This window comes from Vibrio sp. R10-SF1-ISO8, assembly GCF_059833805.1.
In genome coordinates, this window is the sequence record NZ_JCBDHL010000008.1 from 1 (window position 1) to 24,696 (window position 24,696).

Sequence of the window (24,696 nt, forward strand, 5' to 3'; positions counted from 1 at the left end):
AATGCCACGGTGAATACGTTCCCGGGCCTTGTACACACCGCCCGTCACACCATGGGAGTGGGCTGCAAAAGAAGTGGGTAGTTTAACCTTCGGGAGGACGCTCACCACTTTGTGGTTCATGACTGGGGTGAAGTCGTAACAAGGTAGCCCTAGGGGAACCTGGGGCTGGATCACCTCCTTATACGATGATTACTCACGATGAGTGTCCACACAGATTGATATGTCTTATTAAGAGCCCTTATTAGTGTCCCGTTCGTCTAGAGGCCTAGGACACCGCCCTTTCACGGCGGTAACAGGGGTTCGACTCCCCTACGGGATACCATCTTTAAGCATTCTTATGAGTGTGTTTAAAAATGGTTACCTCATTGAGGTGATTTGCTCTTTAACAATTTGGAAAGCTGACGAATAACAACAATCCCCATCTCTATGAGATGCGTTGTTATTCAATTAAAAGTTCTCAAATCCTAGTTCTGAGCTATTAGTTACTAAGAATTAGGTACCAACACACATTCAAGTGTTCTTGGAAACATCCTTGTGATGTTTATATTTGAGTCCGGCAAAATCGTGTCTGCACATGTATAAAAATGCAGACAACTTTGGTTGTTTAAACAGAGACCCTTTGGGGTTGTATGGTTAAGTGACTAAGCGTACACGGTGGATGCCTTGGCAGTCAGAGGCGATGAAAGACGTAGTAACTTGCGATAAGCCCAGATTAGGTAGTAACAACCATTTGAGTCTGGGATTTCTGAATGGGGAAACCCAATTGCATAAGCAATTACTGTTAACTGAATACATAGGTTAACAGGGCGAACTCGGGGAACTGAAACATCTAAGTACCCGAAGGAAAAGAAATCAACCGAGATTCCGAAAGTAGCGGCGAGCGAAATTGGACTAGCCCTTAAGCTTTTAATGAGACAGGTGAATGAGCTGGAAAGCTCAGCGATACAGGGTGATAGCCCCGTAACCGACATCTCATCATCAGTGAAATCGAGTAGGGCGGGACACGTGATATCCTGTCTGAATATGGGGGGACCATCCTCCAAGGCTAAATACTACTGACTGACCGATAGTGAACCAGTACCGTGAGGGAAAGGCGAAAAGAACCCCTGTGAGGGGAGTGAAATAGAACCTGAAACCGTGTACGTACAAGCAGTAGGAGCACCTTCGTGGTGTGACTGCGTACCTTTTGTATAATGGGTCAGCGACTTATATTCAGTAGCAAGGTTAACCATCTAGGGGAGCCGTAGAGAAATCGAGTCTTAACTGGGCGTCGAGTTGCTGGATATAGACCCGAAACCAGGTGATCTAGCCATGGGCAGGTTGAAGGTTGAGTAACATCAACTGGAGGACCGAACCGACTAATGTTGAAAAATTAGCGGATGACTTGTGGCTAGGGGTGAAAGGCCAATCAAACCTGGAGATAGCTGGTTCTCCCCGAAATCTATTTAGGTAGAGCCTCGGACGAATACTACTGGGGGTAGAGCACTGTTAAGGCTAGGGGGTCATCCCGACTTACCAACCCTTTGCAAACTCCGAATACCAGTAAGTACTATCCGGGAGACACACGGCGGGTGCTAACGTCCGTCGTGGAGAGGGAAACAACCCAGACCGCCAGCTAAGGTCCCAAATTATAGCTAAGTGGGAAACGATGTGGGAAGGCTTAGACAGCTAGGATGTTGGCTTAGAAGCAGCCATCATTTAAAGAAAGCGTAATAGCTCACTAGTCGAGTCGGCCTGCGCGGAAGATGTAACGGGGCTAAGCTATAAACCGAAGCTGCGGCAATGCGATTTATCGTATTGGGTAGGGGAGCGTTCTGTAAGCCGTTGAAGGTGGATTGTAAAGTCTGCTGGAGGTATCAGAAGTGCGAATGCTGACATGAGTAACGATAAAGGGGGTGAAAAACCTCCTCGCCGGAAGACCAAGGGTTCCTGTCCAACGTTAATCGGGGCAGGGTAAGTCGACCCCTAAGGCGAGGCCGAAAGGCGTAGTCGATGGGAAACGGGTTAATATTCCCGTACTTCTTACAATTGCGATGGGGGGACGGAGAAGGCTAGGTGGGCCTGGCGACGGTTGTCCAGGTTCAAGTGCGTAGGCTTGAGAGTTAGGTAAATCCGGCTCTCTTTAAGGCTGAGACACGATGTCGAGCTACTACGGTAGTGAAGTCATTGATGCCATGCTTCCAGGAAAAGCCTCTAAGCTTCAGATTGTAAGGAATCGTACCCCAAACCGACACAGGTGGTCGGGTAGAGAATACCAAGGCGCTTGAGAGAACTCGGGTGAAGGAACTAGGCAAAATGGTACCGTAACTTCGGGAGAAGGTACGCTCTTGACGGTGAAGTCCCTTGCGGATGGAGCTATTGAGAGTCGCAGATACCAGGTGGCTGCAACTGTTTATTAAAAACACAGCACTGTGCAAAATCGTAAGATGACGTATACGGTGTGACGCCTGCCCGGTGCCGGAAGGTTAATTGATGGGGTTAGACGTAAGTCGAAGCTCTTGATCGAAGCCCCGGTAAACGGCGGCCGTAACTATAACGGTCCTAAGGTAGCGAAATTCCTTGTCGGGTAAGTTCCGACCTGCACGAATGGCGTAATGATGGCCACGCTGTCTCCACCCGAGACTCAGTGAAATTGAAATCGCTGTGAAGATGCAGTGTACCCGCGGCTAGACGGAAAGACCCCGTGAACCTTTACTACAGCTTGGCACTGAACATTGACCCTACATGTGTAGGATAGGTGGGAGGCTTTGAAACCGGTACGCCAGTATCGGTGGAGCCGTCCTTGAAATACCACCCTTGTAGTGTTGATGTTCTAACTTAGACCCGTTATCCGGGTTGAGGACAGTGCCTGGTGGGTAGTTTGACTGGGGCGGTCTCCTCCCAAAGAGTAACGGAGGAGCACGAAGGTGGGCTAATCACGGTTGGACATCGTGAGGTTAGTGCAATGGCATAAGCCCGCTTGACTGCGAGAATGACAATTCGAGCAGGTGCGAAAGCAGGTCATAGTGATCCGGTGGTTCTGTATGGAAGGGCCATCGCTCAACGGATAAAAGGTACTCCGGGGATAACAGGCTGATACCGCCCAAGAGTTCATATCGACGGCGGTGTTTGGCACCTCGATGTCGGCTCATCACATCCTGGGGCTGAAGTCGGTCCCAAGGGTATGGCTGTTCGCCATTTAAAGTGGTACGCGAGCTGGGTTTAGAACGTCGTGAGACAGTTCGGTCCCTATCTGCCGTGGGCGTTGGAAGATTGAAGGGGGCTGCTCCTAGTACGAGAGGACCGGAGTGGACGAACCTCTGGTGTTCGGGTTGTGTCGCCAGACGCATTGCCCGGTAGCTAAGTTCGGAATCGATAACCGCTGAAAGCATCTAAGCGGGAAGCGAGCCCTGAGATGAGTCTTCCCTGACCCCTTGAGGGTCCTAAAGGGTTGTTCGAGACTAGAACGTTGATAGGCAGGGTGTGTAAGCGTTGTGAGGCGTTGAGCTAACCTGTACTAATTGCCCGTGAGGCTTAACCATACAACACCCAAAGCGTTTTGATGGACTCAAAGCAAGAACAGATTGAATGTGTAGAGAACACAATAGCAGCTTTCCGAATTAAAGAATTTGCTTGGCGACCATAGCGATTTGGACCCACCTGATTCCATGCCGAACTCAGAAGTGAAACGAATTAGCGCCGATGGTAGTGTGGGGCTTCCCCATGTGAGAGTAGGACATCGCCAGGCTTTAAATTTAGACTCAAGAGTCTAACCAGTGCGGAGCGGTAGTTCAGTTGGTTAGAATACCGGCCTGTCACGCCGGGGGTCGCGGGTTCGAGTCCCGTCCGCTCCGCCACTTATTTAGAGAGTCGTCTCATTAAACACGAACTACAGGGGTGTAGCTCCAATTGGCAGAGCAGCGGATTCCAAATCCGCGTGTTGGGAGTTCGAATCTCTCCACCCCTGCCATCTTCAAAAGCCTCAGCAGAAATGCTGAGGCTTTTTTCGTATGTTAGTGCTAAACCAAAGCAGCGGATTCCGCCGATATCAAAGGCAGGCGTGTTGGGAGCTGGAGTGCTAGCCCAGTCATATCTCTCCCATGCCAAATAAAAGGCTCTAGCAGAAATGCTAGAGCCATTTTAAACATAACAACTATTCCTCTAGCTTAGAGGATATTCTTAGGAACAATTCTTCTGAGCTTTACCCCAATCTGTTTAAAGATACTGACCTTATGATCTGGGTTGAAGTCCTCACTAATAAGCCACGCGTTTTCTGGCTCCATCTCGATTCTCATTGCAATATTTACACCGTCGGTAATCTCTGGTGAATGAATGACGGTAAAGCTTTCTGTATTGAGGTTAGCGCTACGAGGGTCGAAGTTATAAGTACCGACAATCGTTATATGGTCATCAATGGTCATCGTCTTAGCGTGTAAGCCAAAGATAGGCGTCGTAGGCAAGCGTTTAAACATATGTTCAGTCATGACCCGTTGACGAACTTTGGCATCTGGCTTGAACTCATAAATCTCGACGCCTGTTTTTAGTAGTGCAGAGCGATTCCTTTGGTAGCCACTAAACGCTTCTAGGTTGTCGTTGGAGGCGAGGCTGTTAGTGAGGATCTTTATCTCCACCCCTTTATCGACTAATTGACGAAGGAACTTACGGTCCGCTTTTGTGGTGACTAGGTATGGCGTTTGGATCAAAATGCTTTTCTGAGCACTTTCTGCGAGTTCAATCAACTTACTTCTTGTAAGACTTCCACCGCCAAGAAAGGTTTGCTGATCGTTTTTACCGGGGCTATCAGAAATGTATTCCACCTTCTCAAGGAATCTAAAGCGTCCTTGGTCCATCAAGCGATCAAAAGTTTGTGGCACTTTCTCGATTTCTGCTTTTATCTCAGGATGGAAGTTTTCAGGGTTACATGAGTAAGAATGTAGGCGGGAGAAGTCAGGGTTCTTAGGGTAAGGGTTTTTACCAACTAACTTCTCTACTCTTACGCTTAATTCATGATTCCAAAATTCATTAAATGACCTTTTTACATCTGATACCGCTTTACCCGCGAGAAAGACGTCGCGATCTCTGAAGTTATACTCATGGTCAAAGCCGAAATACTCGTCCGCAATGTTGCGCCCTCCAGTAACGGCTATCTGGTCGTCGACCAAGAAGACCTTGTTATGCATTCTCTGATTTAAACCGTGGAAGTCAGTAAGTAAGGTTCCCAGCTTGTTGATGACGTTCTTGCCTATGTTTACATTCGGGTTGTAGATTTTTATCTCTATATTTTCATGGGCAGTGAGCATTAGGAGCTCATCGCCTTTTGCATCTAGCATGATGTCATCAATTAATACTCTGACTTTTACTCCGCGTTCGGCCGCGCGAACAAGGTGGTCTGTTGCAATCAGGCCAATGTTATCCACCGAGAATATAAAGTACTGAATATCAATACTGTGCTCAGCCCTATCCGTAATCCAAGCTCTGGACATCATGGCTTCAGCGCCTTGCTCCAAAACATACACACCAGTTGTATTGTCTAGCTTTGATTGGAATGGCTGGATGTAATGAGAGAGGGGCTCAACGTGATGTGGCTCGATTGAGTCACAATGATCTTTTTCAGAAAGTGGCACACTGTCGGGATCTGAGCCACAGCCAATTAAAAGTAGTGTTAGAGAATAGAGTAGAGGTTTTATCTTCATGTGCTAGTGTCGATACGTCCATTGTCTTAATAAGGTAGGCGTCACTTTCTTATCACACATTGCTTTAGATATGTGTTTATAGTGAGCTAATAGCTGAGTTAGCTCCCAATTATAGATAGTGTAGATATAAAAAAGCCCACTCATTAGAGAGTGGGCTAAAAATTTCAGCTGTGACGGAGCTTGATATTATTTTAGTAGTGCTTCATTACCGTTTTCACGGATGTGCTTAAGCATACCTTTAACGCCGCGAGCGCTTGATGCAACAACGTTGCCTGACTTCATGTAGTCAGTGCCACCTGCAAAATCAGTCACGATAGCACCCGCTTCACGAGCAATAAGTTCACCAGCAGCGATATCCCAAGGCTTAAGGCCTAGCTCGAAGAAACCATCAACTCGGCTAGCTGCTAGGTAACATAGGTCTAGAGCAGCAGAACCAGTGCGACGGAAATCAGAGCAATCTACAAATAGAGCAGACATGATCTTGAAGTAAGACTCAGAGTGTTGCTTCTGCTTGTATGGGAAGCCTGTCGCTAGAACAGTGCCTTGAAGGTCTTTTAGTTGTTTAACGCGGATACGAGCGTTGTTTAGCTGAGCGCCAGCACCACGTTGTGCAGTGAATAGCTCGTTAAGCATTGGGTCGTATACACACGCTACTTCAGTTTTGCCTTTGATACGAACAGCGATAGATACAGAGAAATGTGGCAAACCTTTAACAAAGTTTGTTGTGCCATCCAGTGGGTCGATGATCCATTGTACATCTTTATCTTTACCTTCGATTACGCCGTTTTCCTCAGCAACGATCTCGTGCTCAGGGTAAGACGCTTTGATTGTATCGATAATTAGAGTTTCAGCTTCTTTGTCTACGTTAGTAACAAAGTCATTCGCGCCTTTTTGAGTCGATTCGATCTTCTCAGCATTTTCTAAAGATTTAGCAATATGGTTGCCTGCTTTTCGTGCAGCACGAATAGCGATATTAAGCATTGGATGCATACTAATTTCCCAACGGATGTTAAAGAACAGAAAAACGGGCGGCAGTATACCAGATAAATAGTGAAATGGAAGTGGTTAATTTTTGCACTTTTAGTTTTATTAGTAGAAAGGGTCTGACCATTTTACTCAGGTATATGGTACTATCTTGCAGCTCAAATTTTGTGTTCGGAAATCATCAATGCTTAACAACGTAAAAGTCGTCCTTGTCGGCACTTCTCACTCAGGAAATATAGGCTCAGCAGCCCGTGCAATGAAGGTTATGGGGTTATCCAACCTAGTGCTCGTCGATCCTCAGTGTAGCGTTGATGAACAAACCTTAGCGTTAGCGGCAGGCGCGGCAGACATCGCTCAGAATGCTCAAGTTGTATCGACTTTGACTGAAGCGGTAGCCGATTGCGCGTTAGTTGTCGGTTCGAGTGCTCGCTCGCGTACTCTAGAGTGGCCGATGCTTGAGCCGCGTGAATGCGGCCAGAAGTTTGTTGAAGAAGGTCAATCTGCACCAGTGGCTTTAGTCTTTGGGCGAGAGCGCACCGGGCTGACTAACGAAGAGCTACAAACTTGCCATTATCACGTATGTATCCCTGCGAATCCTGAATACAGTTCTCTGAATTTGGCGATGGCGGTTCAGACATTGAGCTACGAAGTACGAATGGCTTACTTAGAACGTGAGCAAAGCCAATATGAGCCGCAAGAGTCGGCTGAGTACCCAAGGCACAAAGAATTAGAATTATTTTTCTCACACCTTGAAAAAGTGGCTCAAGAGACCCAATTTATCAGTGAAGATCAACCTGGCAAGGTAATGAATAAGCTACGTAGATTGTTTAATCGAGCTAGGCCCGAATCACAAGAGCTTAATATTCTGCGCGGTATCTTAACTTCAATTGAGAAGCGTATCTCTCAGCAAAAATAACCACCACAATTTAATGGTTAAATACCTGACTAAATTAGTCAATTAAATACTTGACCATTTTAGTCGGGTATGTGACAATTCATACCACATAAACGGTGTGGATATGGTGTTATATGAGACTTACATCTAAAGGAAGATACGCAGTGACAGCCATGTTAGATGTGGCTCTGCATTCGCAACAGAACCCTGTACCTCTGGCTGATATTTCAGAGCGTCAAGGTATCTCTTTGTCTTACTTAGAGCAGCTTTTCTCTAAGTTACGTAAAGCTGGCCTCGTAGCTAGTGTACGTGGTCCTGGTGGTGGTTACCGCCTCGGTGAAGACGCTCATTCAATCGCAATCGGTACTGTCATTGCCGCGGTCGATGAGTCAGTGGATGCAACAAAATGTAATGGTAAAGGAGATTGCCAAGGTGGTTCTCGTTGCCTTACGCACACACTGTGGCGTGACCTAAGTTCACGTATCAGTGACTTCTTGAATAACATCACTCTAGGTGAGTTGATGAAAGACAATGAAGTACTAGAAATTTCAGATCGACAAGATATTGATCTTGCCGTTAATCATGGGTTCGCTACTAAAAATACAAACACCGCGCCCATCGGTGTAAACGTCCGCTCATAAGCGGTTTGCCTGTTACATTGGAGTAGAAAATGAAACTGCCTATTTATTTAGATTATTCAGCGACCTGTCCTGTTGATCCTCGTGTAGCTGAAAAAATGGTTCAGTACATGACTATGGACGGTACGTTTGGCAACCCAGCGTCTCGTTCGCACCGTTACGGCTGGCAGGCAGAAGAAGCAGTAGATACCGCTCGTGAGCAGATTGCAGACCTATTAAATGCAGACCCGCGTGAAATCGTATTCACTTCTGGCGCAACTGAGTCAGACAACCTAGCGATTAAAGGTGCAGCGCGCTTCTATTCGAAGAAAGGTAAGCACGTAATCACTTGCAAAACAGAACACAAAGCAGTTCTTGATCCATGCCGTCAACTAGAACGTGAAGGGTTTGAAGTCACTTACCTTGAGCCAGAGTCAAACGGTCTTATCGATCTTAAGAAGCTTGAAGCTGCAATGCGCGAAGATACCGTTCTTGTGTCTATCATGCACGTAAACAACGAGATCGGTGTTATCCAAGATATCTCTTCAATCGGCGAAATGTGTCGTGAACGTAAGATTGTTTTCCATGTAGATGCCGCCCAATCAGCAGGTAAACTACCTATCGACGTTCAAGAGATGAAAGTCGACCTGATCTCTATGTCAGCGCACAAAGTATACGGTCCTAAAGGTATTGGCGCACTATACGTACGTCGTAAGCCACGTATTCGTCTAGAAGCACAAATGCACGGTGGTGGTCACGAACGTGGTTTCCGTTCAGGTACTCTAGCGACTCACCAAATCGTGGGTATGGGTGAAGCGTTCCGCATCGCGAACGAAGAGATGCAGAAAGACTTCGATCATGCTCTAGCTCTACGTACTCGTCTTCTTGATGGCGTTAAAGATCTTGAAGCAGTCACGATTAACGGTGACCTTGAGCAGCGTGTACCTCATAACCTAAATATCAGCTTTGCTTTCGTTGAAGGTGAATCACTACTGATGTCGCTAAAAGATCTAGCGGTTTCTTCAGGTAGTGCTTGTACTTCAGCAAGTCTAGAGCCTTCATACGTTCTACGTGCTCTAGGTTTGGATGATGAGCTAGCTCACAGCTCAGTTCGTTTCTCATTTGGTCGTGCAACGACTGAAGCAGAGATCGACTACGCAATCGAACAAATTCGTACAGCAGTGATTAAACTGCGTGACATGTCTCCTCTATGGGATATGTACAAAGAAGGAATTGACCTAAGCACAGTTGAGTGGGCACACCACTAATACTGACTCAGTCATTCCAAGGATAGAAATAGAGGATTCGAGGTAAATATCATGGCATATAGCGAAAAAGTAATTGATCACTACGAGAACCCACGTAACGTTGGTTCATTTGATAAAGAAGATCCAGCAGTAGGTAGCGGCATGGTTGGTGCTCCTGCGTGTGGTGACGTAATGAAACTTCAGATCAAGGTAACACCAGAAGGTATTATCGAAGATGCGAAGTTTAAAACTTACGGTTGTGGTAGTGCGATCGCATCAAGCTCACTTGTGACTGAGTGGGTGAAAGGCAAGAGCATTGATGAAGCGGCAGCAATTAAAAATGCTGAAATCGCTGAAGAGCTAGAGCTTCCACCAGTAAAAGTTCACTGCTCAATTCTTGCTGAAGACGCAATCAAAGCAGCGGTTGCTGACTACAAGAAAAAACACCAAGAATAAGTAATCTGTATATAATGGGGGCCAGAACCCCATTTCATTCGCGAAATAGACAAACTAAGGTGCAGTATGGCCATTACAATGACAGAAACCGCGGCAAGTCGCGTTAGAACATTCCTAGAAAACCGAGGCAAAGGTATCGGTTTACGCTTGGGTGTGAAAACGACCGGGTGTTCTGGTATGGCATATGTACTTGAATTCGTTGATGAGCTAAACGAAGAAGATTCAGTATTCGAGCATGAAGGCGTAAAGGTCATCATTGACCAAAAGAGCCTAGTGTACTTAGACGGCACTGAATTGGATTACGTTAAAGAAGGCCTCAACGAAGGGTTTGAATTCAATAACCCGAATGCTAAGAGCGAATGTGGTTGTGGTGAAAGCTTCAACGTGTAATTGATAAGGCCTGTGGGTTTCGGCCCACAGGTTTATTACCAAGGATAGAATTCTCCATGAATTACTTTGAATTATTTGGGCTACCAAGTCAGTTTAATCTGGATGGTAGCCTTCTTTCTTCACAATTCCGTGAACTTCAAAAACAGTTTCATCCTGATAACTTTGCGACTGCATCTGAACGTGACCGTTTAATGGCGGTGCAAAAAGCTGCCGAGATCAACGACGCCTACCAAGTTCTCAAGAACCCTATCTCAAGAGCCGAATACATCTTGTCTGAGAATGGCGTAGAGATTCGCGGTGAGCAGCAAACGATGCAAGATCCGATGTTCTTAATGGAGCAAATGGAGTTGCGTGAAGAACTAGAAGATATCTCTTCAAGCTCCGACGCAGAAGATGCGTTGTTCGACTTTGAAAGCAAAGTGAGCAAAATGTTTAAGCAGCAACTGACTGCGACCGAGCAAGATTTAAATCAAACGGACTGGCAGCAAGCGGCTGACCGAGTTCGTAAGCTTAAATTTATTGCCAAACTACAGAACGAAATCGAACTAGTGGAAGACAAACTCTTCGGCTAGTGCAATACAAGGACCACCCATGGCATTACTTCAAATTGCAGAACCGGGTCAAAGCTCGGCTCCACATGAGCATAAACTTGCCGCTGGCATTGACTTAGGTACGACTAACTCACTGGTGGCTTCAGTTCGAAGTGGCGACGCGGCAACATTGCAAGATGAGCAAGGTCAAAGCATCTTACCTTCCGTTGTTAACTACTCAGGAGAGACTCCCGAAGTTGGTTATGTAGCGAAAGATAAAGCAGAAGTTGATCCAACCAATACAATTATCTCAGTGAAGCGACTGTTAGGCCGTTCACTAGAAGATATTCAAGCGCGTTATCCAAATCTTCCTTACCAGTTTGAAGCGAGTGACAACGGCCTGCCGGTACTGCAGACGGCAAGTGGGGATAAAAACCCGATTGAAGTATCCGCTGAAATTCTCAAGTCGCTAGGTCAGCGTGCTGAGAAAACGCTGGGTGGCGAGTTAGCGGGTGTGGTAATCACCGTTCCTGCTTACTTTGATGACGCTCAGCGTGCTGGAACCAAAGATGCGGCTAAGCTCGCAGGTCTACATGTTTTAAGACTGCTTAATGAGCCAACAGCGGCTGCGATTGCATACGGACTAGACTCTGGTCAAGAAGGTGTAATTGCCGTATACGATTTGGGTGGCGGTACGTTTGATATCTCTATCCTACGTCTATCTAAAGGCGTGTTTGAAGTACTGGCAACGGGTGGTGATTCTGCACTTGGTGGTGATGATTTTGACCACTTGTTGGCTGATTACCTGCTTGAAAAATCAGGTAACACAGAGACTTTAACTGCAACGCAAATGCGCACAGTTTTGAATGTGGCTACTGCGACTAAAATTGCTTTCTCAGATAAAGAATCCGTAGACGTCGATGTTCTAGGTTGGCAAGGTAGTGTTTCTCGCGATGAGTTTGAAGACTTGATTCGCCCGCTCGTTAAGAAGACTTTAATGTCTTGTCGCCGTGCATTGAAAGATGCTCAAGTTGACGCCGAAGATGTGCTAGAAGCGGTTATGGTAGGCGGCTCTACACGTACGCTGCTTGTAAGAGAAATGGTGGGTGACTTCTTTGGTCGTAAGCCGCTAACCAGCATTAACCCGGATGAAGTGGTGGCGATTGGCGCTGGTATTCAAGCCGATATTTTAGCGGGTAACAAGCCCGACTCTGAAATGCTACTACTCGACGTTATTCCGCTATCCCTTGGTATTGAAACCATGGGCGGACTGGTTGAGAAGATTGTTCCACGTAACACGACTATTCCAGTTGCGCGAGCTCAAGAATTTACCACGTTTAAAGATGGTCAAACGGCAATGAGCGTTCATGTTGTTCAAGGTGAACGTGAAATGGTTGATGACTGTCGCTCTCTAGCACGTTTCTCGCTAAAAGGTATCCCACCGATGGCGGCGGGTGCAGCGCATATCCGTGTGACTTATCAAGTCGATGCAGATGGCCTACTGTCTGTAACAGCGATGGAAAAGAGTACTGGTGTTCAGTCTGAGATTCAGGTTAAGCCATCTTATGGTTTGAGCGATGATGAAGTCGCCAACATGCTGCGCGACTCTATGACGTACGCTAAAGAAGATATGAATGCTAGAGCGCTAGCAGAACAACGCGTTGAAGCCGATCGCGTTATCGAAGGTTTGATTGCAGCAATGCAAGCAGATGGTGATGAGCTATTGTCTGAATCAGAACGTGGTGAACTGCTTAAAGCGATTGAGTCTTTGATTGAGCTGCGCAATGGTGACAGCGCTGACGCAATAGAACAAGGTATCAAAGATACTGACAAGGCGAGCCAAGAGTTTGCTTCTCGCCGCATGGACAAATCGATTCGAGCTGCTTTGTCAGGTCAATCAGTAAATGATATTTAAGAGAAAGAGTTATGCCTAAGATTATTGTATTACCGCATGAGGATTTATGCCCAGAGGGTGCGGTTTTGGAAGCAAACAGTGGTGACACCGTTCTTGATGTTGCGCTAAAAAATGGCATTGGCATTGAACACGCGTGTGAAAAGTCGTGCGCTTGTACGACGTGTCACGTGGTGATTCGTGAAGGTTTTGATTCACTAGAAGAGAGTGACGAGCTTGAAGATGACATGCTAGATAAAGCGTGGGGTCTTGAGCCAGAATCTCGCCTTGGTTGTCAGGCTAAAGTCGCAGACGAAGATCTGGTCGTTGAGATTCCAAAATATACTCTGAACCACGCTTCAGAAGATCACTAATCGACAGCTTTTCTTATTCGAATTATCACTACCGAAGAGTAGAAGGAAGGTAAGCAATGAAATGGACAGATTCACGCGATATTGCGATCGAGCTATGTGACAAGTTTCCAGAGGTAGATCCTAAAACAGTACGTTTTACCGATCTTCATCAGTGGATTACTGAGTTAGATGAGTTTGATGATGAACCGAACCGATCTAATGAAAAGATTCTGGAAGCGGTGATCTTGTGCTGGATGGATGAAATGGATTAATCCTTAAACGGAAACCCATCGCAGTTAACAAAATTTACTAAAAAAAACGGGCCTTATGGCCCGTTTTTTTATCAATTTCACATTAAAGTGTTAACATCCCAGAGTGAACAGAAAAAGGCGTAGGCAGCGCCAGTACAGACAAGGAGAAACCATGTCTACACAGATGTCAGTATTTCTAAGCCAAGAGGCTGCAGCGCCGCATTGGGGTGAGAACGCAATTCTTTCTTTCTCTGAATCAGGTGCGACAATCCATCTTGGTGATAATCATGATTTAGGCGCAATTCAGCGTGCTGCTCGTAAGTTAGATGGTCAAGGTATCGCTTTCATTTCTTTACAAGGGGAAGGTTGGGACCTAGAGAGTATTTGGTCGTTCCATCAAGGTTACCGTGGACCAAAGAAGAAAAATCAATTCGTATGGCAAGAGCTTGAAGAGCAAGATCAAGCTGAGTTGACTGCGCGCATTAAAGCGACGGACTTTACTCGCGACATTATCAACAAGCCAGCAGAAGAAGTCGCACCGCGTCAATTGGCGACGATGGCGGCTGAGTTCATCAAATCTGTTGCACCAGAAGGGACAGTGAAGGCGCGTATCGTAAAAGATAAAGACCTTCTTGCTGAAGGTTGGCAAGGTATCTTTGCGGTAGGTCGCGGCTCTGAGCGTACATCGGCCATGCTTCAACTGGATTTCAACCCTACAGGCGACGAGAACGCACCAGTATTTGCTTGTCTAGTTGGTAAAGGGATCACCTTCGACTCTGGTGGTTACAGCATCAAACCGTCTGGCTTTATGACGGCAATGAAAGCGGATATGGGCGGTTCAGGTACAATTACCGGCGGTTTAGGTCTGGCGATCATGCGCGGTTTGAACAAGCGTGTGAAACTGATCCTTTGTTGTGCTGAGAACATGATTTCTGGTCGCGCACTTAAGCTTGGTGACATCATTACCTATAAAAACGGTAAGACGGTCGAGATCATGAATACCGATGCGGAAGGTCGCCTTGTACTTGCGGATGGTCTAATTTATGCGAGTGAGCAAAAACCTGAGCTAATTATTGATTGCGCTACCTTAACTGGAGCTGCTAAAAATGCTTTAGGTAATGATTACCACGCATTGATGAGCTTTGACGATGAGTTGTCTCATCAAGCGCTGAACGCGGCACGCGAAGAAAAAGAAGGCTTATGGCCACTGCCATTGGCTGACTTCCACCGTGGTATGTTGCCATCTAATTTTGCTGATCTTTCAAACATCAGCACTGGTGACTACTCACCAGGTGCAAGTACGGCGGCAGCATTCTTGTCTTACTTTGTTGAAGACTACAAAAAAGGTTGGTTGCATTTTGACTGTGCAGCAACTTATCGTAAGTCTGCGACAGATAAGTGGGCAGCAGGTGCAACTGGCGTAGGTGTACGTAGCCTAGCTGGTCTGCTACTACAGCAAGCGAATAAATAAGCTAAGAGGCCGTAGAGCCTCTTTTAATAATACCAAGAAATAACGAAAGGATACCCTATGACTCTAGAAAGAACTTTTTCTATTGTTAAGCCCGATGCAGTAGAACGTAATCTAATTGGTGAAATCTACCACCGTATTGAAAAAGCAGGTCTGCAAGTTATTGCTGCTAAAATGGTGCGTTTAACTGAAGATCAAGCGAGCGGCTTTTATGCTGAACATGAAGGCAAACCGTTCTTTGAAGATTTGAAAGCCTTTATGACTTCAGGCCCAATTATGGTTCAAGTACTGGAAGGTGAGAACGCAATTGCTCGCTACCGCGAATTAATGGGGAAAACTAACCCAGAAGAAGCGGCTTGCGGCACTATTCGCGCTGATTACGCATTAAGCATGCGTCATAACTCTGTTCACGGCTCTGATAGCCCAGAGTCTGCGGCTCGCGAAATTGAATTCTTCTTCCCTGAATCGGAAATCTGTCCTCGATAAGCTGTAAAAATAAGGCCATTCTAGCGAATGGCCCTTTTTTTATTGAATACTCAGTGCTTGAATTTCAAAACCGTCACTGGAATTGATATGTCGCTCAAGCGAAGCTTCATCAAAATTGTGCGGGTCTTTAGTTGTAATTTTATGCGTCTGGTCAATAAAGCGAATGGCGGTTAGTCGGCATCCTTCGAACTCACTATCGAATTTAATATTTAAGGATCTATTGGTACGAAGCAATTGGTCGTTTCCTGTGTAGCTCGAAACGATTTGGTCAACTTCACCTACATCTGCAAGTGCATGCCAAGAACTAGTTATGTCGTCACCATCCAAGCATTTTAGGTGGACCTTTGTTTTTCCTTGCTCTGGGTATTGTGCAAAAGAAACCCCGCCTCCTGAAAACTCTCTAACATACAATGATTTTCCTTCAATAGGGCAGTTTAGTCTAACTGTAGTCATACCTGAACGACCAACAGAATAGAAGCTTGAACTATCTTCAGCTCCAGTCATGCCGGCAGGGATATATCTAGTTTGATCGCTAAATGGTCTAGCGCCTTCTCTATTCACTCGTACAAACTCATGTCTAATTGATGGATCTGCATATTCTTTACCATAGATAACATTTTGAAGAGCTGCATCTAAATTGCAGCTGAGCAAGTTGCTTTCTGGTTCTGGTGTAGTTAAACAGCGCTTTAACTCGTTGCTATAAGGTTTGTAGAAAGATTTACAAAGCTCAATATGCTCGGAAGTGAGTTTTTGGTTTGCTGAAGGAGAAATGTTTAGGCTTTCCAATAATGGGCCGTAAGAATTGGGTTTATCGTTTGAGCGTATAAAAATTGGTGTGAAGAAGCGATCGGCTACAAACTCAACTTTGGCTGTGTAGAAATCGTTGTTTGGCACACTTACTGGCAGTGGCAATGAGATTTTGTGTTCGTTGACTAAAGACGCAGTGAGGTCAATCCCGTTTAATGCCGCTTTCTCAATGTTGTCAGAGCGTAGTCTAATGAACAACTTATCCTGTGTAGGGTCATACCCCGAAAAACGAGAACCGTAATCAAGGTCGAAAGTATAGCGAACACCAGGTATGGTAGGAATATAGGTTCTTAAACGTACTCCTGATGCATTGTCTGACCTGTCAATAGTATAAGTATTGTACTCTCCATTAATATTTTCTATATCTATTGAACTACCGCAATGATGAAGGTCAGAATCTAATTCAGCGACATGCTGGTCATAAGCATATGGGCCATAAATATAAGCTCTTCCTACTTCTAGCTTTGCTTTACAAGTAGAGTTATGACTGTTGAAGGCTTTGCGAATGTTACGAAGTGATAGGTTGTCATTCCATTTAGAGCCAAGCAAAGCTTTTAATGTATTTTGTGTCCAGCGTACATCGAAGAGAATACGATTGTTTTCTGTATAAGCTAATTTCTCTGCACGTGTGAAATTTCTATCTTCAAAGTGAAACGGAACTGGAGCAATAAGCCCCCAACCTTTAATAGCGTACTCACTAAAATCTTGTGAGTAACTTTCCCCGTAGCTATCTGCGACAGCGGAAAAAGCGCAAACACTCGCAAGTGTGAATATGGTTTTCTTTAACATATAGACTCCCTCGTCCTTAATTGCTTTTATTTAACTGACGGCATTGATGTGGTTTTTATGCGGCTAGATATTAGCTATGAATCACTGTCATATATATGTCGAACAGTCAATAATTTGTCGAGTTCTTACTTGTGAGAACTTTGAGGAGGAGGAGATAGTTGAAAAGTAGATATTAGGGTACCATTATTGTTCTAGATATTTTTTTTATGACAACAGCACGCAAGGGTATCAGTCTTGACAGATTGTGATATACTCTGCGCGCAATTTATACCTTATAAACAGAGTAAGACAATGGCAGATTTATCAAAGTACAGAAACATTGGTATTTTCGCGCACGTTGATGCGGGTAAAACTACCACCACTGAGCGTATCCTTAAGCTTACTGGTAAAATCCACAAAACTGGTGAAGTACACGACGGTGAGTCTACAACTGACTTCATGGAGCAGGAAGCTGAGCGTGGTATCACAATCCAGTCTGCTGCCGTAACTTGTGAGTGGAATGGCCACCGCCTAAACGTTATCGATACTCCGGGACACGTTGACTTTACAGTAGAAGTATACCGTTCACTTAAAGTTCTTGACGGTGGTATCGGTGTATTCTGTGGTTCTGGTGGTGTTGAGCCTCAGTCAGAGACTAACTGGCGCTACGCGAACGATTCAGAAGTTGCTCGTCTGATCTTCGTAAACAAACTAGACCGTATGGGTGCAGACTTCTTCAACGTAGTTGATCAAGTGAAAAACGTTCTTGGTGCAAACCCACTAGTAATGACTCTGCCAATCGGTCGTGAAGACGATTTCGTTGGTGTTGTAGACGTTTTAAACCGTCAAGCTTACGTTTGGGATGACACAGGTCTTCCAGAGAACTACGAAATCAAAGAAGTTCCAGCGGACATGGTTGATGACCTAGAAGCATACCGTGAAGAGCTAGTTGAGACTGCTGTAGAGCAAGACGACGATCTAATGGAAGCTTACATGGAAGGTGAAGAGCCTTCTATCGAAGACCTTAAGCGTTGTATTCGTAAGGGTACTCGTGACCTAGCGTTCTTCCCAACTTTCTGTGGTTCTGCATTCAAAAACAAAGGTATGCAGCTTATCCTTGACGCTGTTGTAGATTACCTACCAGCTCCAGCAGAAGTTGATCCTCAGCCTCTAACAGATCCAGAAACTGGCGAGCCAACTGGCGAAGTTGCTACTGTATCTGCAGATGAGCCACTAAAAGCGCTAGCATTCAAGATCATGGATGACCGTTTTGGTGCTCTAACGTTCGTACGTATCTACTCTGGTCGTCTGAAGAAGGGTGACACTATCCTTAACTCAGCAACTGGTAAGACTGAGCGTATCGGCCGTATGTGTGAGATGCAAGCTGACGAGCGTAACGAACTTACTGAAGCGCAAGCTGGTGACATCATCGCTATCGTTGGTATGAAGAACGTTCAAACTGGTCACACTCTATGTGATCCTAAGCACGAATGTACTCTTGAAGCTATGATCTTCCCAGAACCAGTAATCTCTATCGCTGTAACTCCTAAGGACAAAGGCGGTTCAGAGAAGATGGGTATCGCTATCGGTAAGATGGTTGCAGAAGATCCATCTTTCCAAGTTGAGACTGACGAAGAGTCTGGCGAAACTATCCTGAAAGGTATGGGTGAACTTCACCTAGACATCAAGGTAGATATCCTTAAGCGTACTTACGGCGTTGAGCTAGAAGTAGGTGCTCCACAGGTAGCTTACCGTGAAACTATCACTCAAGCAGTTGAAGATAGCTACACGCACAAGAAGCAGTCTGGTGGTTCTGGTCAATTCGGTAAGATCGACTACCGCATCAAACCAGGTGAGCCAAACTCTGGCTTCACGTTCTCTTCAACAGTTGTTGGTGGTAACGTACCTAAAGAATTCTGGCCTGCAGTTGAGAAAGGTTTCGCATCTATGATGGAAACTGGTGTTCTAGCTGGCTTCCCAACTCTAGACGTAGAAGTTGAACTATTCGACGGTGGTTTCCACGCAGTTGACTCTTCAGCTATCGCTTACGAAATCGCTGCTAAAGGCGCATTCCGTCAGTCTATGCCTAAAGCGGGTGCACAACTTCTTGAGCCAATCATGAACGTTGACGTATTCACTCCAGAAGACAACGTTGGTGACGTAATCGGTGACCTTAACCGTCGTCGTGGTATGATCAAAGACCAACAAGCTGGTACTACTGGCGTTCGTATTAAAGCTGACGTTCCTCTATCAGAAATGTTTGGCTACATCGGTCACCTACGTACTATCACTTCTGGTCGTGGTCAGTTCTCTATGGAGTTCGGTCAATACGCACCATGTCCAGCAAACGTTGCTGAGCAAGTAATCGCTGAAGTTAAAGAGCGTAACGAGAAGAAGTAATTCTTACGTTAGCTAGATAGATTTGAAAGCCCCAGTCGAAAGACTGGGGCTTTTTTTTGTTATGGGAACGGACTACGCCCTATGGAACGCTCCGCTACGAGAATCGAGATCGGGCTTCGCCCTTCGAGAGGAAAGTGTTGAGAATTTACATTATTCCTTAAAGACTTCTCGTTTCTCGTTTCTCGTTTCTCGTTTCTCGTTGTTCCGCTCACCTCGGACTGCGGCTATCGATAATCTCTAGACCTAAATGATCGAGCTTCTGGCACTCTTTGGCTTGGTCAAAAATCCATTCACAGAAGCGTTTGATTTTCTCTCTTTTAAAGTAGGCGCGTGGTGCGCACAAGAAATAGTTGTAGTCGGTACGCTGCGCTAGATTACCGATTCTGACTAGCTTCCCTTCATCAATATAACGTTGAGCTAAGGTATGCTTGGCGAGCGCGACGCCTTGAACAGCTAAAGCACCTTCTAATACAAAGTGGGAGCCATTGTACTTAAGTGTCGGCTTAGAGGCTTTATGGCCCACGTTGTTGAGCCAAATCCCCCAATCTAGGTCTCGCCAATAATCTTCAATTAAGTCCGCGCCTGTTAGGTCGCTGAGTTGGTAAATACCGTGTTGCTCTTGGTAGATAGGATGACAAACAGGATAGAGTAACTCTTCAATAAGTAGCTCTGAAGTGATGTTTGGGTAATCACCAGGCCCATATCGAATGCACAAATCAAGGTTAGAGTTTTGAAAGTCAGCCAGCTCGCTGGTGGGCTCAATCATCAGTTCAAGATCTGGGTTTTGCTGTCTAAAGTGGCCAATTCTTGGCACAAGCCAGTGTTGGGCAAAGGAAGGCAATGTCGAAATGGAGAGCTGGTTAGGATTGGGGTCTTGGTTGATTTGTCGAACACCGCGATGAAGATGCTCAAAGCCTCTTAGAGCTTGCTCATAGAGTATTTCCCCCTCCATGGTTAGCGTGACTTTACGATGTTGCCTCAAGAACAGTTCTGCGCCTAAAAAGTCTTCCAGTTGGCGTATCTGCTGACTAATGGCTGCGGCGGTGACATAGAGCTCTTGGGCTGCCAGTTTGAAACTGCCCAGCCTCGCTGCGGTATAAAAGTAATAAATGCCCTGCAAAGGTGGCAATCGATCTTTCACTTTAGTTTTCCTTAACTGAAGGTCAATTTGTATCGTTTGAGCAAGATAGGTTCATGGTTAATTATTTAATCACTAAATGCAAGAGAGGGGATAAACCATGGAAACTTCAGAGTACGGCTACAAACAAAAACTATCTGATACTTTAGTTTGGGATAAAAAAATCTTAACTATATTGAAGCGCTGGTGGCGAAATCATCGCACTCGTAAGCAGTTGGAAGATTTGCCAGATCACCTTCTTGATGATCTTGGACTAACGAAAGAGCAATCGCATGAAGAAAGCATTCGACGTTTTTGGGATGAGTAATCCGTAAAAAGGGTTACTCTGCAATTTCACTGTGCAGCCAGTTGGCGAATGCAGCGATACGTTGTCGGCGAGGTGATTCACTATCGTAGAAAAGGTTGAACTGAATACCCGGCGTCATTCCAATATCAAACGGTTTAATGAGTAGCCCTCTTTCAATGTAGTCGCTTGCTAATGAATCAGATGCAAGGCAAGCGCCATGACCGGCCATAACGGCATTCATTGCATGGTCAAAAGTACTGACATCCATCCATTGAACGGACTCTTTATTCATCGTCACGCCTGCTTGAGCGAACCAGGTTTGCCAAGGGTAACCACCAGACTCATAGTGAATAAGCCATGTATTGAGTAACTGTTCAGGGCTAGTAAGTTGGATAGTTTTGGCTAAATTGGGTGAGCAGAAGGGATAGATGGTTTCCTCAAATAGAAACTCTTTATGCAGCTTTTGGTCAATGTTGATATCCAGTTCTTCCCCCTGCCATACCGCAAGGTCAGCGTCGCCTTGCTTGAGGTTTGGGGCATCACAACTGGTGATGATGCGAATCGGGATGTTTGGGTGCTGAGTAGAAAATTTCCACAGTCTCGGCAGTAGCCAACGCGAAGCAAACGAAGGAGTAGAGCTGACACACAGCAAGCCTTCTACCGGTTCACTTTGGATTTGATTGAGGCCACTGATGATGTTTTCAAAACCTTGGGAGACATGTTTAAACAAGATTTTCCCTTGTTCTGTTAAACGCATTTCCCTGCCTTCACGGACAAACAGTTTACAGCCTAAGCCGTCTTCTAGCTGACGAATCTTCTGACTGACAGCCGCTTGGCTAATAAATAGCTCTTCGGCAGCGCGACTATAGCTGTTTAATCTCGCAGCCACCTCAAAGTAGCGTAAACCCGGTAAGTGATGCAGCCTTGCATCCATATCCACTTCCTATGTTTGGTCCGAATGAATTGGCATCATAATCGGTTTAGTAACAAAAGCAAAAGGAGAGCGTATGCTCTCCTTTGGATTGAGTTAGTGAAGATTAATCTTCCCACACCACGAGTTGTCCTTTTGGCCAGTTATGACCAATGTCGTGGTATTTTTGTTCTAGAACATGACGTTTGATCTTAAGCGTTGGCGTCAAGATACCATTCTCAATACTCCACGGGTCTTTGATCATTAGCACGCCTTTGATCTGCTCGTGAGATTCAAGGTCGGCGTTCATTTTCGCAATGACCTTTTTGGTTGTTCTCTCGTAACGCTCTTTATCGAAGTTCGGGAAGTCATGCGGAACAACGAGCAGAATAGGTGCTGGAAGACCAAGCCCTATCAAACACATCATTTCGACTCGACTGTATTCAAACAGTTTTTTCTCGATTGGTACAGGTGCAACAAACTTGCCTTTAGCAGTCTTAAAGGTATCTTTCTTACGACCTTGAATCGTTAGATAGCCTTCACTATCAATAAAGCCGATGTCGCCTGTATGTAGCCAGCCTTCAGCATTGAATGACTCTTGCGTTGCAATATCATTTTTGTAGTAGCCAGAGAACAGACCTTTGCCTCGAACCAAGATCTCTTCATCTTCGGCGATCTTAAGCTCAATACCAGGACCTGCATTGCCGACACTACCTATTTTGTCTGCGCGGAATGGGTAGTTGAGCGTACTGTAGGCAAATGACTCTGTCATGCCCCATGCTTCGGTGATATGTAGACCAACGCTGTGATACCACTCAAGTAGAGCAGGTGAAACTGGCGCAGAACCACAGCCGAGTACACGTGCTTGATCTAATCCCAAGCCTTCTGCGAGTTTCTTCTTAATCAGAGAGTTTACAAACGGTATCTTAAGCAGAATGTTGAGTTTTTTCTGCGGTAGCTTGTCTTGAATACGTTGCTGGAACAGAGTCCATAGGCGAGGAACTGAGATGAACAGCGTTGGGCGCTGCATTTTCACGTCTTCGATAAAGGTATCTAAAGACTCAGGGAAGGCGGTTTGAACGCCACCCATGATCGATGAACCAAAGATGTAAACGCGTTCAGTGATGTGTGCTAACGGCAGATAAGAGAACAAGCGATCGTTTTCTTGGATACCGATATGATTAATAAGCTGTTGAACTGACCAACTGAATGCGCCGTAGGTCAGCATTGCGCCTTTAGGTAGACCAGAAGTACCAGAGGTGTATACCAATGACATTAACTTATCATCATAATGTTCTGGACGAGTCTCACTAGGCTGAGCTGAAGCAATTAACTCTTTGAACTGATATTTACAGTTTGGCGCAGTATCATAAGGTAGTGAGATAGTAATGACATCAGGCTTAGAGTCGATCACTTGCTGCGTCGCAGCGGCGTCATCTAACTTACCTCCAATCAAGACCTTACTTTCACTATGCGTTAAACAGTATTCGATTGTATCCGCCCCCGCAGTAGGGAAGATAGGGACACTTACAAAATCACCAAGCATCATCGCTAAGTCACAAATAAACCATTCTGCACAGTTTTTTGAGACTAAGGCGACTTTATCGCGAGGCTGAACCCCTAGATCATTTAACGCACTAACTAGCTTCAATGCCTGATCGGCGACTTCAGCATAGGTATATTCAACAAACTTTCGATTGATGGTTTGCTTGAGATAAACCTCGTTTGGGCGTTCCTCAGCCCATTTTAGGATCATCTCGTTTGGTGGTGGGAGAGCACAGGTTGGTTTGCTTAACTCGTTAGGCTGAATCATTCTCTAACTCCATGTTATTTGCAAAGTTATGTTTATATTTTTATTGTTAATAGATTGTTAACTCTAGCATGTTAGTCTAAGCGGAGGAAAGTGCAAGTCGCGAGTTTTCGTGCATCTTGTGAACAATATACGTAAACCCGTTCAATATGTATAAGTCTAGAATATGAAAGATTTCCTCGTTATCTACTACTAGTGTAGTTGACGGTAGATAGCCGGGCTGATACCGGTCTTCTTTTTAAAGATACGAGAAAAGTAGGAGACATCGTTATAACCGCATTGAAAAGCGATAAATGAAATCTTTTCTTTTCGGTCGTTGGTGAGAAGGTGCTTAGCGAGATTGATTCTTTTTAAGGTCAGGTAATCGCGAAAACTAACCCCGATAGTTTTATGAAAAAATTTTGAAAAATAAGTGACTGAATAGTGACAATATTCTGCTACATCTTCCTCTCTAATTGTTCTGGATAGATTTTTCTCTATGTACCTCAGCATTTCGACTAGATCTTTACTGATATGTTTTTGAGATTGTTTCTCAACTAATTTATGGATGTCTAGAACTTCTTGATGCTTAGTAAACTGATAATAAACTTGTTTATTAAGCTCATCAGACCATAACCTTACGTCATCATTATTTATAGAGAAGGAAGAAAATACCACGTCTAACTGACTTATTTCTTCTGGAATTTCGTCATTACAGACAACAATTAAGTGTTTATCTAAGTTTTGGCACAGCTTAACTGCGGTATGCATTAAAGAAGCAAAGGGCTCTTCAAAATAAAAAAAACAGAAGTGTATATCTGGCTCACTGAGTACTGATACATCATAACCGTAATCTAGAATGTGGAAATGTCTTTCTAAATCTCTTACCAGATCTTTTTCGATATAAGTAACTGATTTTCCGAGCCAGTAGCCTTTATGTAGTACTTCCACTGTATGCAGTCCTTAGTCATCTTAATTAGAATAATGAGGAACTATAAGGTTGAGCTTAGTATGAGATTATGAGGTTGACCAATCACACTATTGAGTTTTAACAAACTTATATGCCCTTTTTTGGTTGATGGGGGTCACACTTTTCTGTCGTTGTAATTTTGTCAAGTATCAAGAATGAGAAAGTGCATAATGTTTGTAGTGTTTTTATAATTTTAGCTTGGATTGTTGATTATTTCTTTTTTAATCATTTATTTGTAATATTAAAAATATTTAGAGTAATTATTTTAATGGATAAAATTGTGCGCTTAATAGGACAAAAAAGTCCAAATCGTATTTGAAGGTTGAGCAAAAAAATACCAAAGATGGACAAAATAATCCTAACTCTTATCTGTGAATAACTCTAAATT

Annotated in this window: 20 protein-coding genes, 3 tRNA genes and 3 rRNA genes; 19 read left to right on the forward strand and 7 right to left on the reverse strand. The window is 44.8% G+C overall.

Features of this window, described 5'->3' with window-relative positions; translation table 11 throughout:
- The 6 genes from AC6R00_RS03735 to AC6R00_RS03760 form a co-directional block, all read left to right on the forward strand.
- Window positions 1–181 (forward strand): 16S ribosomal RNA (locus tag AC6R00_RS03735); the annotation flags it as partial.
- 65 nt (window positions 182–246) lie between these two features.
- Window positions 247–322 (forward strand) — tRNA-Glu (locus AC6R00_RS03740).
- A 309-nt stretch (window positions 323–631) separates the two neighbouring features.
- Window positions 632–3,521: ribosomal RNA gene (locus tag AC6R00_RS03745) — 23S ribosomal RNA — on the forward strand.
- Window positions 3,522–3,611: 90 nt separating this feature from the next.
- Window positions 3,612–3,727, forward strand: a 5S ribosomal RNA gene (rrf, locus tag AC6R00_RS03750).
- A gap of 32 nt (window positions 3,728–3,759) precedes the next feature.
- Window positions 3,760–3,836: transfer RNA gene (locus AC6R00_RS03755), tRNA-Asp, on the forward strand.
- Between the two features lie 36 nt (window positions 3,837–3,872).
- Window positions 3,873–3,949 (forward strand) — tRNA-Trp (locus AC6R00_RS03760).
- A gap of 196 nt (window positions 3,950–4,145) precedes the next feature.
- Here the strand turns inward: AC6R00_RS03760 and AC6R00_RS03765 are convergent.
- Both AC6R00_RS03765 and suhB read right to left on the reverse strand, forming a co-directional pair.
- Complete coding sequence (locus AC6R00_RS03765; RefSeq protein ID WP_500639370.1) at window positions 4,146–5,672, reverse strand: phospholipase D family protein; 1,527 nt, start codon at window positions 5,670–5,672, stop codon at window positions 4,146–4,148.
- A gap of 186 nt (window positions 5,673–5,858) precedes the next feature.
- Entirely contained in the window at window positions 5,859–6,662 is an 804-nt protein-coding gene (gene suhB / locus AC6R00_RS03770; protein ID WP_500639371.1) for an inositol-1-monophosphatase, read from the reverse strand.
- Between the two features lie 178 nt (window positions 6,663–6,840).
- Here suhB and trmJ point away from each other — a divergent pair, with 178 nt between their 5' ends.
- The 11 genes from trmJ to ndk all read left to right on the forward strand — a co-directional run bounded on the left by trmJ (window position 6,841) and on the right by ndk (window position 15,240).
- Window positions 6,841–7,572, forward strand: a complete 732-nt coding sequence (gene trmJ, locus AC6R00_RS03775; protein ID WP_171322084.1) for a tRNA (cytosine(32)/uridine(32)-2'-O)-methyltransferase TrmJ — start codon at window positions 6,841–6,843, stop codon at window positions 7,570–7,572.
- A 113-nt stretch (window positions 7,573–7,685) separates the two neighbouring features.
- Entirely contained in the window at window positions 7,686–8,192 is a 507-nt protein-coding gene (iscR, locus tag AC6R00_RS03780; protein ID WP_004747795.1) for a Fe-S cluster assembly transcriptional regulator IscR, read from the forward strand.
- Window positions 8,193–8,221: 29 nt separating this feature from the next.
- A complete protein-coding gene (locus AC6R00_RS03785) occupies window positions 8,222–9,436 on the forward strand; it encodes an IscS subfamily cysteine desulfurase (protein ID WP_500639372.1) in 1,215 nt (404 codons plus the stop codon).
- A 51-nt stretch (window positions 9,437–9,487) separates the two neighbouring features.
- Complete coding sequence (iscU, locus tag AC6R00_RS03790; protein ID WP_004412993.1) at window positions 9,488–9,871, forward strand: Fe-S cluster assembly scaffold IscU; 384 nt, start codon at window positions 9,488–9,490, stop codon at window positions 9,869–9,871.
- A gap of 66 nt (window positions 9,872–9,937) precedes the next feature.
- The gene (gene iscA / locus AC6R00_RS03795; RefSeq protein WP_004747799.1) at window positions 9,938–10,261 is read left to right on the forward strand and encodes an iron-sulfur cluster assembly protein IscA; all 324 of its coding nucleotides are present in this window, start codon (window positions 9,938–9,940) and stop codon (window positions 10,259–10,261) included.
- A gap of 56 nt (window positions 10,262–10,317) precedes the next feature.
- Window positions 10,318–10,833: a co-chaperone HscB gene (gene hscB, locus AC6R00_RS03800; RefSeq protein WP_004747800.1), complete on the forward strand. Its 516-nt coding sequence runs from the start codon at window positions 10,318–10,320 to the stop codon at window positions 10,831–10,833.
- A gap of 19 nt (window positions 10,834–10,852) precedes the next feature.
- Complete coding sequence (hscA, locus tag AC6R00_RS03805; protein WP_500639373.1) at window positions 10,853–12,706, forward strand: Fe-S protein assembly chaperone HscA; 1,854 nt, start codon at window positions 10,853–10,855, stop codon at window positions 12,704–12,706.
- An 11-nt stretch (window positions 12,707–12,717) separates the two neighbouring features.
- Window positions 12,718–13,056, forward strand: coding sequence for an ISC system 2Fe-2S type ferredoxin (fdx, locus tag AC6R00_RS03810; RefSeq protein WP_004747803.1), 339 nt, complete (start codon window positions 12,718–12,720; stop codon window positions 13,054–13,056).
- Window positions 13,057–13,112: 56 nt separating this feature from the next.
- Window positions 13,113–13,307 carry a Fe-S cluster assembly protein IscX gene (gene iscX / locus AC6R00_RS03815; RefSeq protein WP_038197960.1) on the forward strand — a complete coding sequence of 65 codons (195 nt, stop codon included), beginning with the start codon at window positions 13,113–13,115 and terminating at the stop codon, window positions 13,305–13,307.
- Between the two features lie 151 nt (window positions 13,308–13,458).
- Window positions 13,459–14,757 (forward strand): aminopeptidase PepB, encoded by a 1,299-nt coding sequence (gene pepB, locus AC6R00_RS03820; RefSeq protein ID WP_500639374.1) that lies wholly within the window; start codon window positions 13,459–13,461, stop codon window positions 14,755–14,757.
- A 57-nt stretch (window positions 14,758–14,814) separates the two neighbouring features.
- Window positions 14,815–15,240 carry a nucleoside-diphosphate kinase gene (gene ndk, locus AC6R00_RS03825; RefSeq protein WP_069665550.1) on the forward strand — a complete coding sequence of 142 codons (426 nt, stop codon included), beginning with the start codon at window positions 14,815–14,817 and terminating at the stop codon, window positions 15,238–15,240.
- 39 nt (window positions 15,241–15,279) lie between these two features.
- Here ndk and AC6R00_RS03830 read toward each other — a convergent pair whose 3' ends face one another.
- Window positions 15,280–16,836, reverse strand: a complete 1,557-nt coding sequence (locus AC6R00_RS03830; RefSeq protein ID WP_500639375.1) for a hypothetical protein — start codon at window positions 16,834–16,836, stop codon at window positions 15,280–15,282.
- Between the two features lie 291 nt (window positions 16,837–17,127).
- Here AC6R00_RS03830 and fusA point away from each other — a divergent pair, with 291 nt between their 5' ends.
- The gene (gene fusA / locus AC6R00_RS03835) at window positions 17,128–19,215 is read left to right on the forward strand and encodes an elongation factor G (RefSeq protein WP_486786717.1); all 2,088 of its coding nucleotides are present in this window, start codon (window positions 17,128–17,130) and stop codon (window positions 19,213–19,215) included.
- 208 nt (window positions 19,216–19,423) lie between these two features.
- On the opposite strand, the gene AC6R00_RS03840 is transcribed toward fusA, so the two are convergent.
- On the reverse strand, window positions 19,424–20,356 hold the full coding sequence (locus tag AC6R00_RS03840; protein WP_500639376.1) for a LysR substrate-binding domain-containing protein: 933 nt from the start codon (window positions 20,354–20,356) through the stop codon (window positions 19,424–19,426).
- Window positions 20,357–20,453: 97 nt separating this feature from the next.
- Between AC6R00_RS03840 and AC6R00_RS03845 the strand changes: the two genes are divergently transcribed.
- Window positions 20,454–20,660, forward strand: coding sequence for a YjiS-like domain-containing protein (locus tag AC6R00_RS03845; protein WP_500639377.1), 207 nt, complete (start codon window positions 20,454–20,456; stop codon window positions 20,658–20,660).
- Window positions 20,661–20,673: 13 nt separating this feature from the next.
- Here the strand turns inward: AC6R00_RS03845 and AC6R00_RS03850 are convergent, their stop codons facing one another.
- The 3 genes from AC6R00_RS03850 to AC6R00_RS03860 all read right to left on the reverse strand — a co-directional run bounded on the left by AC6R00_RS03850 (window position 20,674) and on the right by AC6R00_RS03860 (window position 24,289).
- Window positions 20,674–21,573 (reverse strand): LysR substrate-binding domain-containing protein, encoded by a 900-nt coding sequence (locus tag AC6R00_RS03850; RefSeq protein WP_500639378.1) that lies wholly within the window; start codon window positions 21,571–21,573, stop codon window positions 20,674–20,676.
- A gap of 103 nt (window positions 21,574–21,676) precedes the next feature.
- Entirely contained in the window at window positions 21,677–23,362 is a 1,686-nt protein-coding gene (locus tag AC6R00_RS03855) for an AMP-binding protein (RefSeq protein WP_500639379.1), read from the reverse strand.
- Between the two features lie 189 nt (window positions 23,363–23,551).
- On the reverse strand, window positions 23,552–24,289 hold the full coding sequence (locus AC6R00_RS03860) for a helix-turn-helix domain-containing protein (RefSeq protein WP_500639380.1): 738 nt from the start codon (window positions 24,287–24,289) through the stop codon (window positions 23,552–23,554).
- Window positions 24,290–24,696 lie beyond the last annotated feature (407 nt).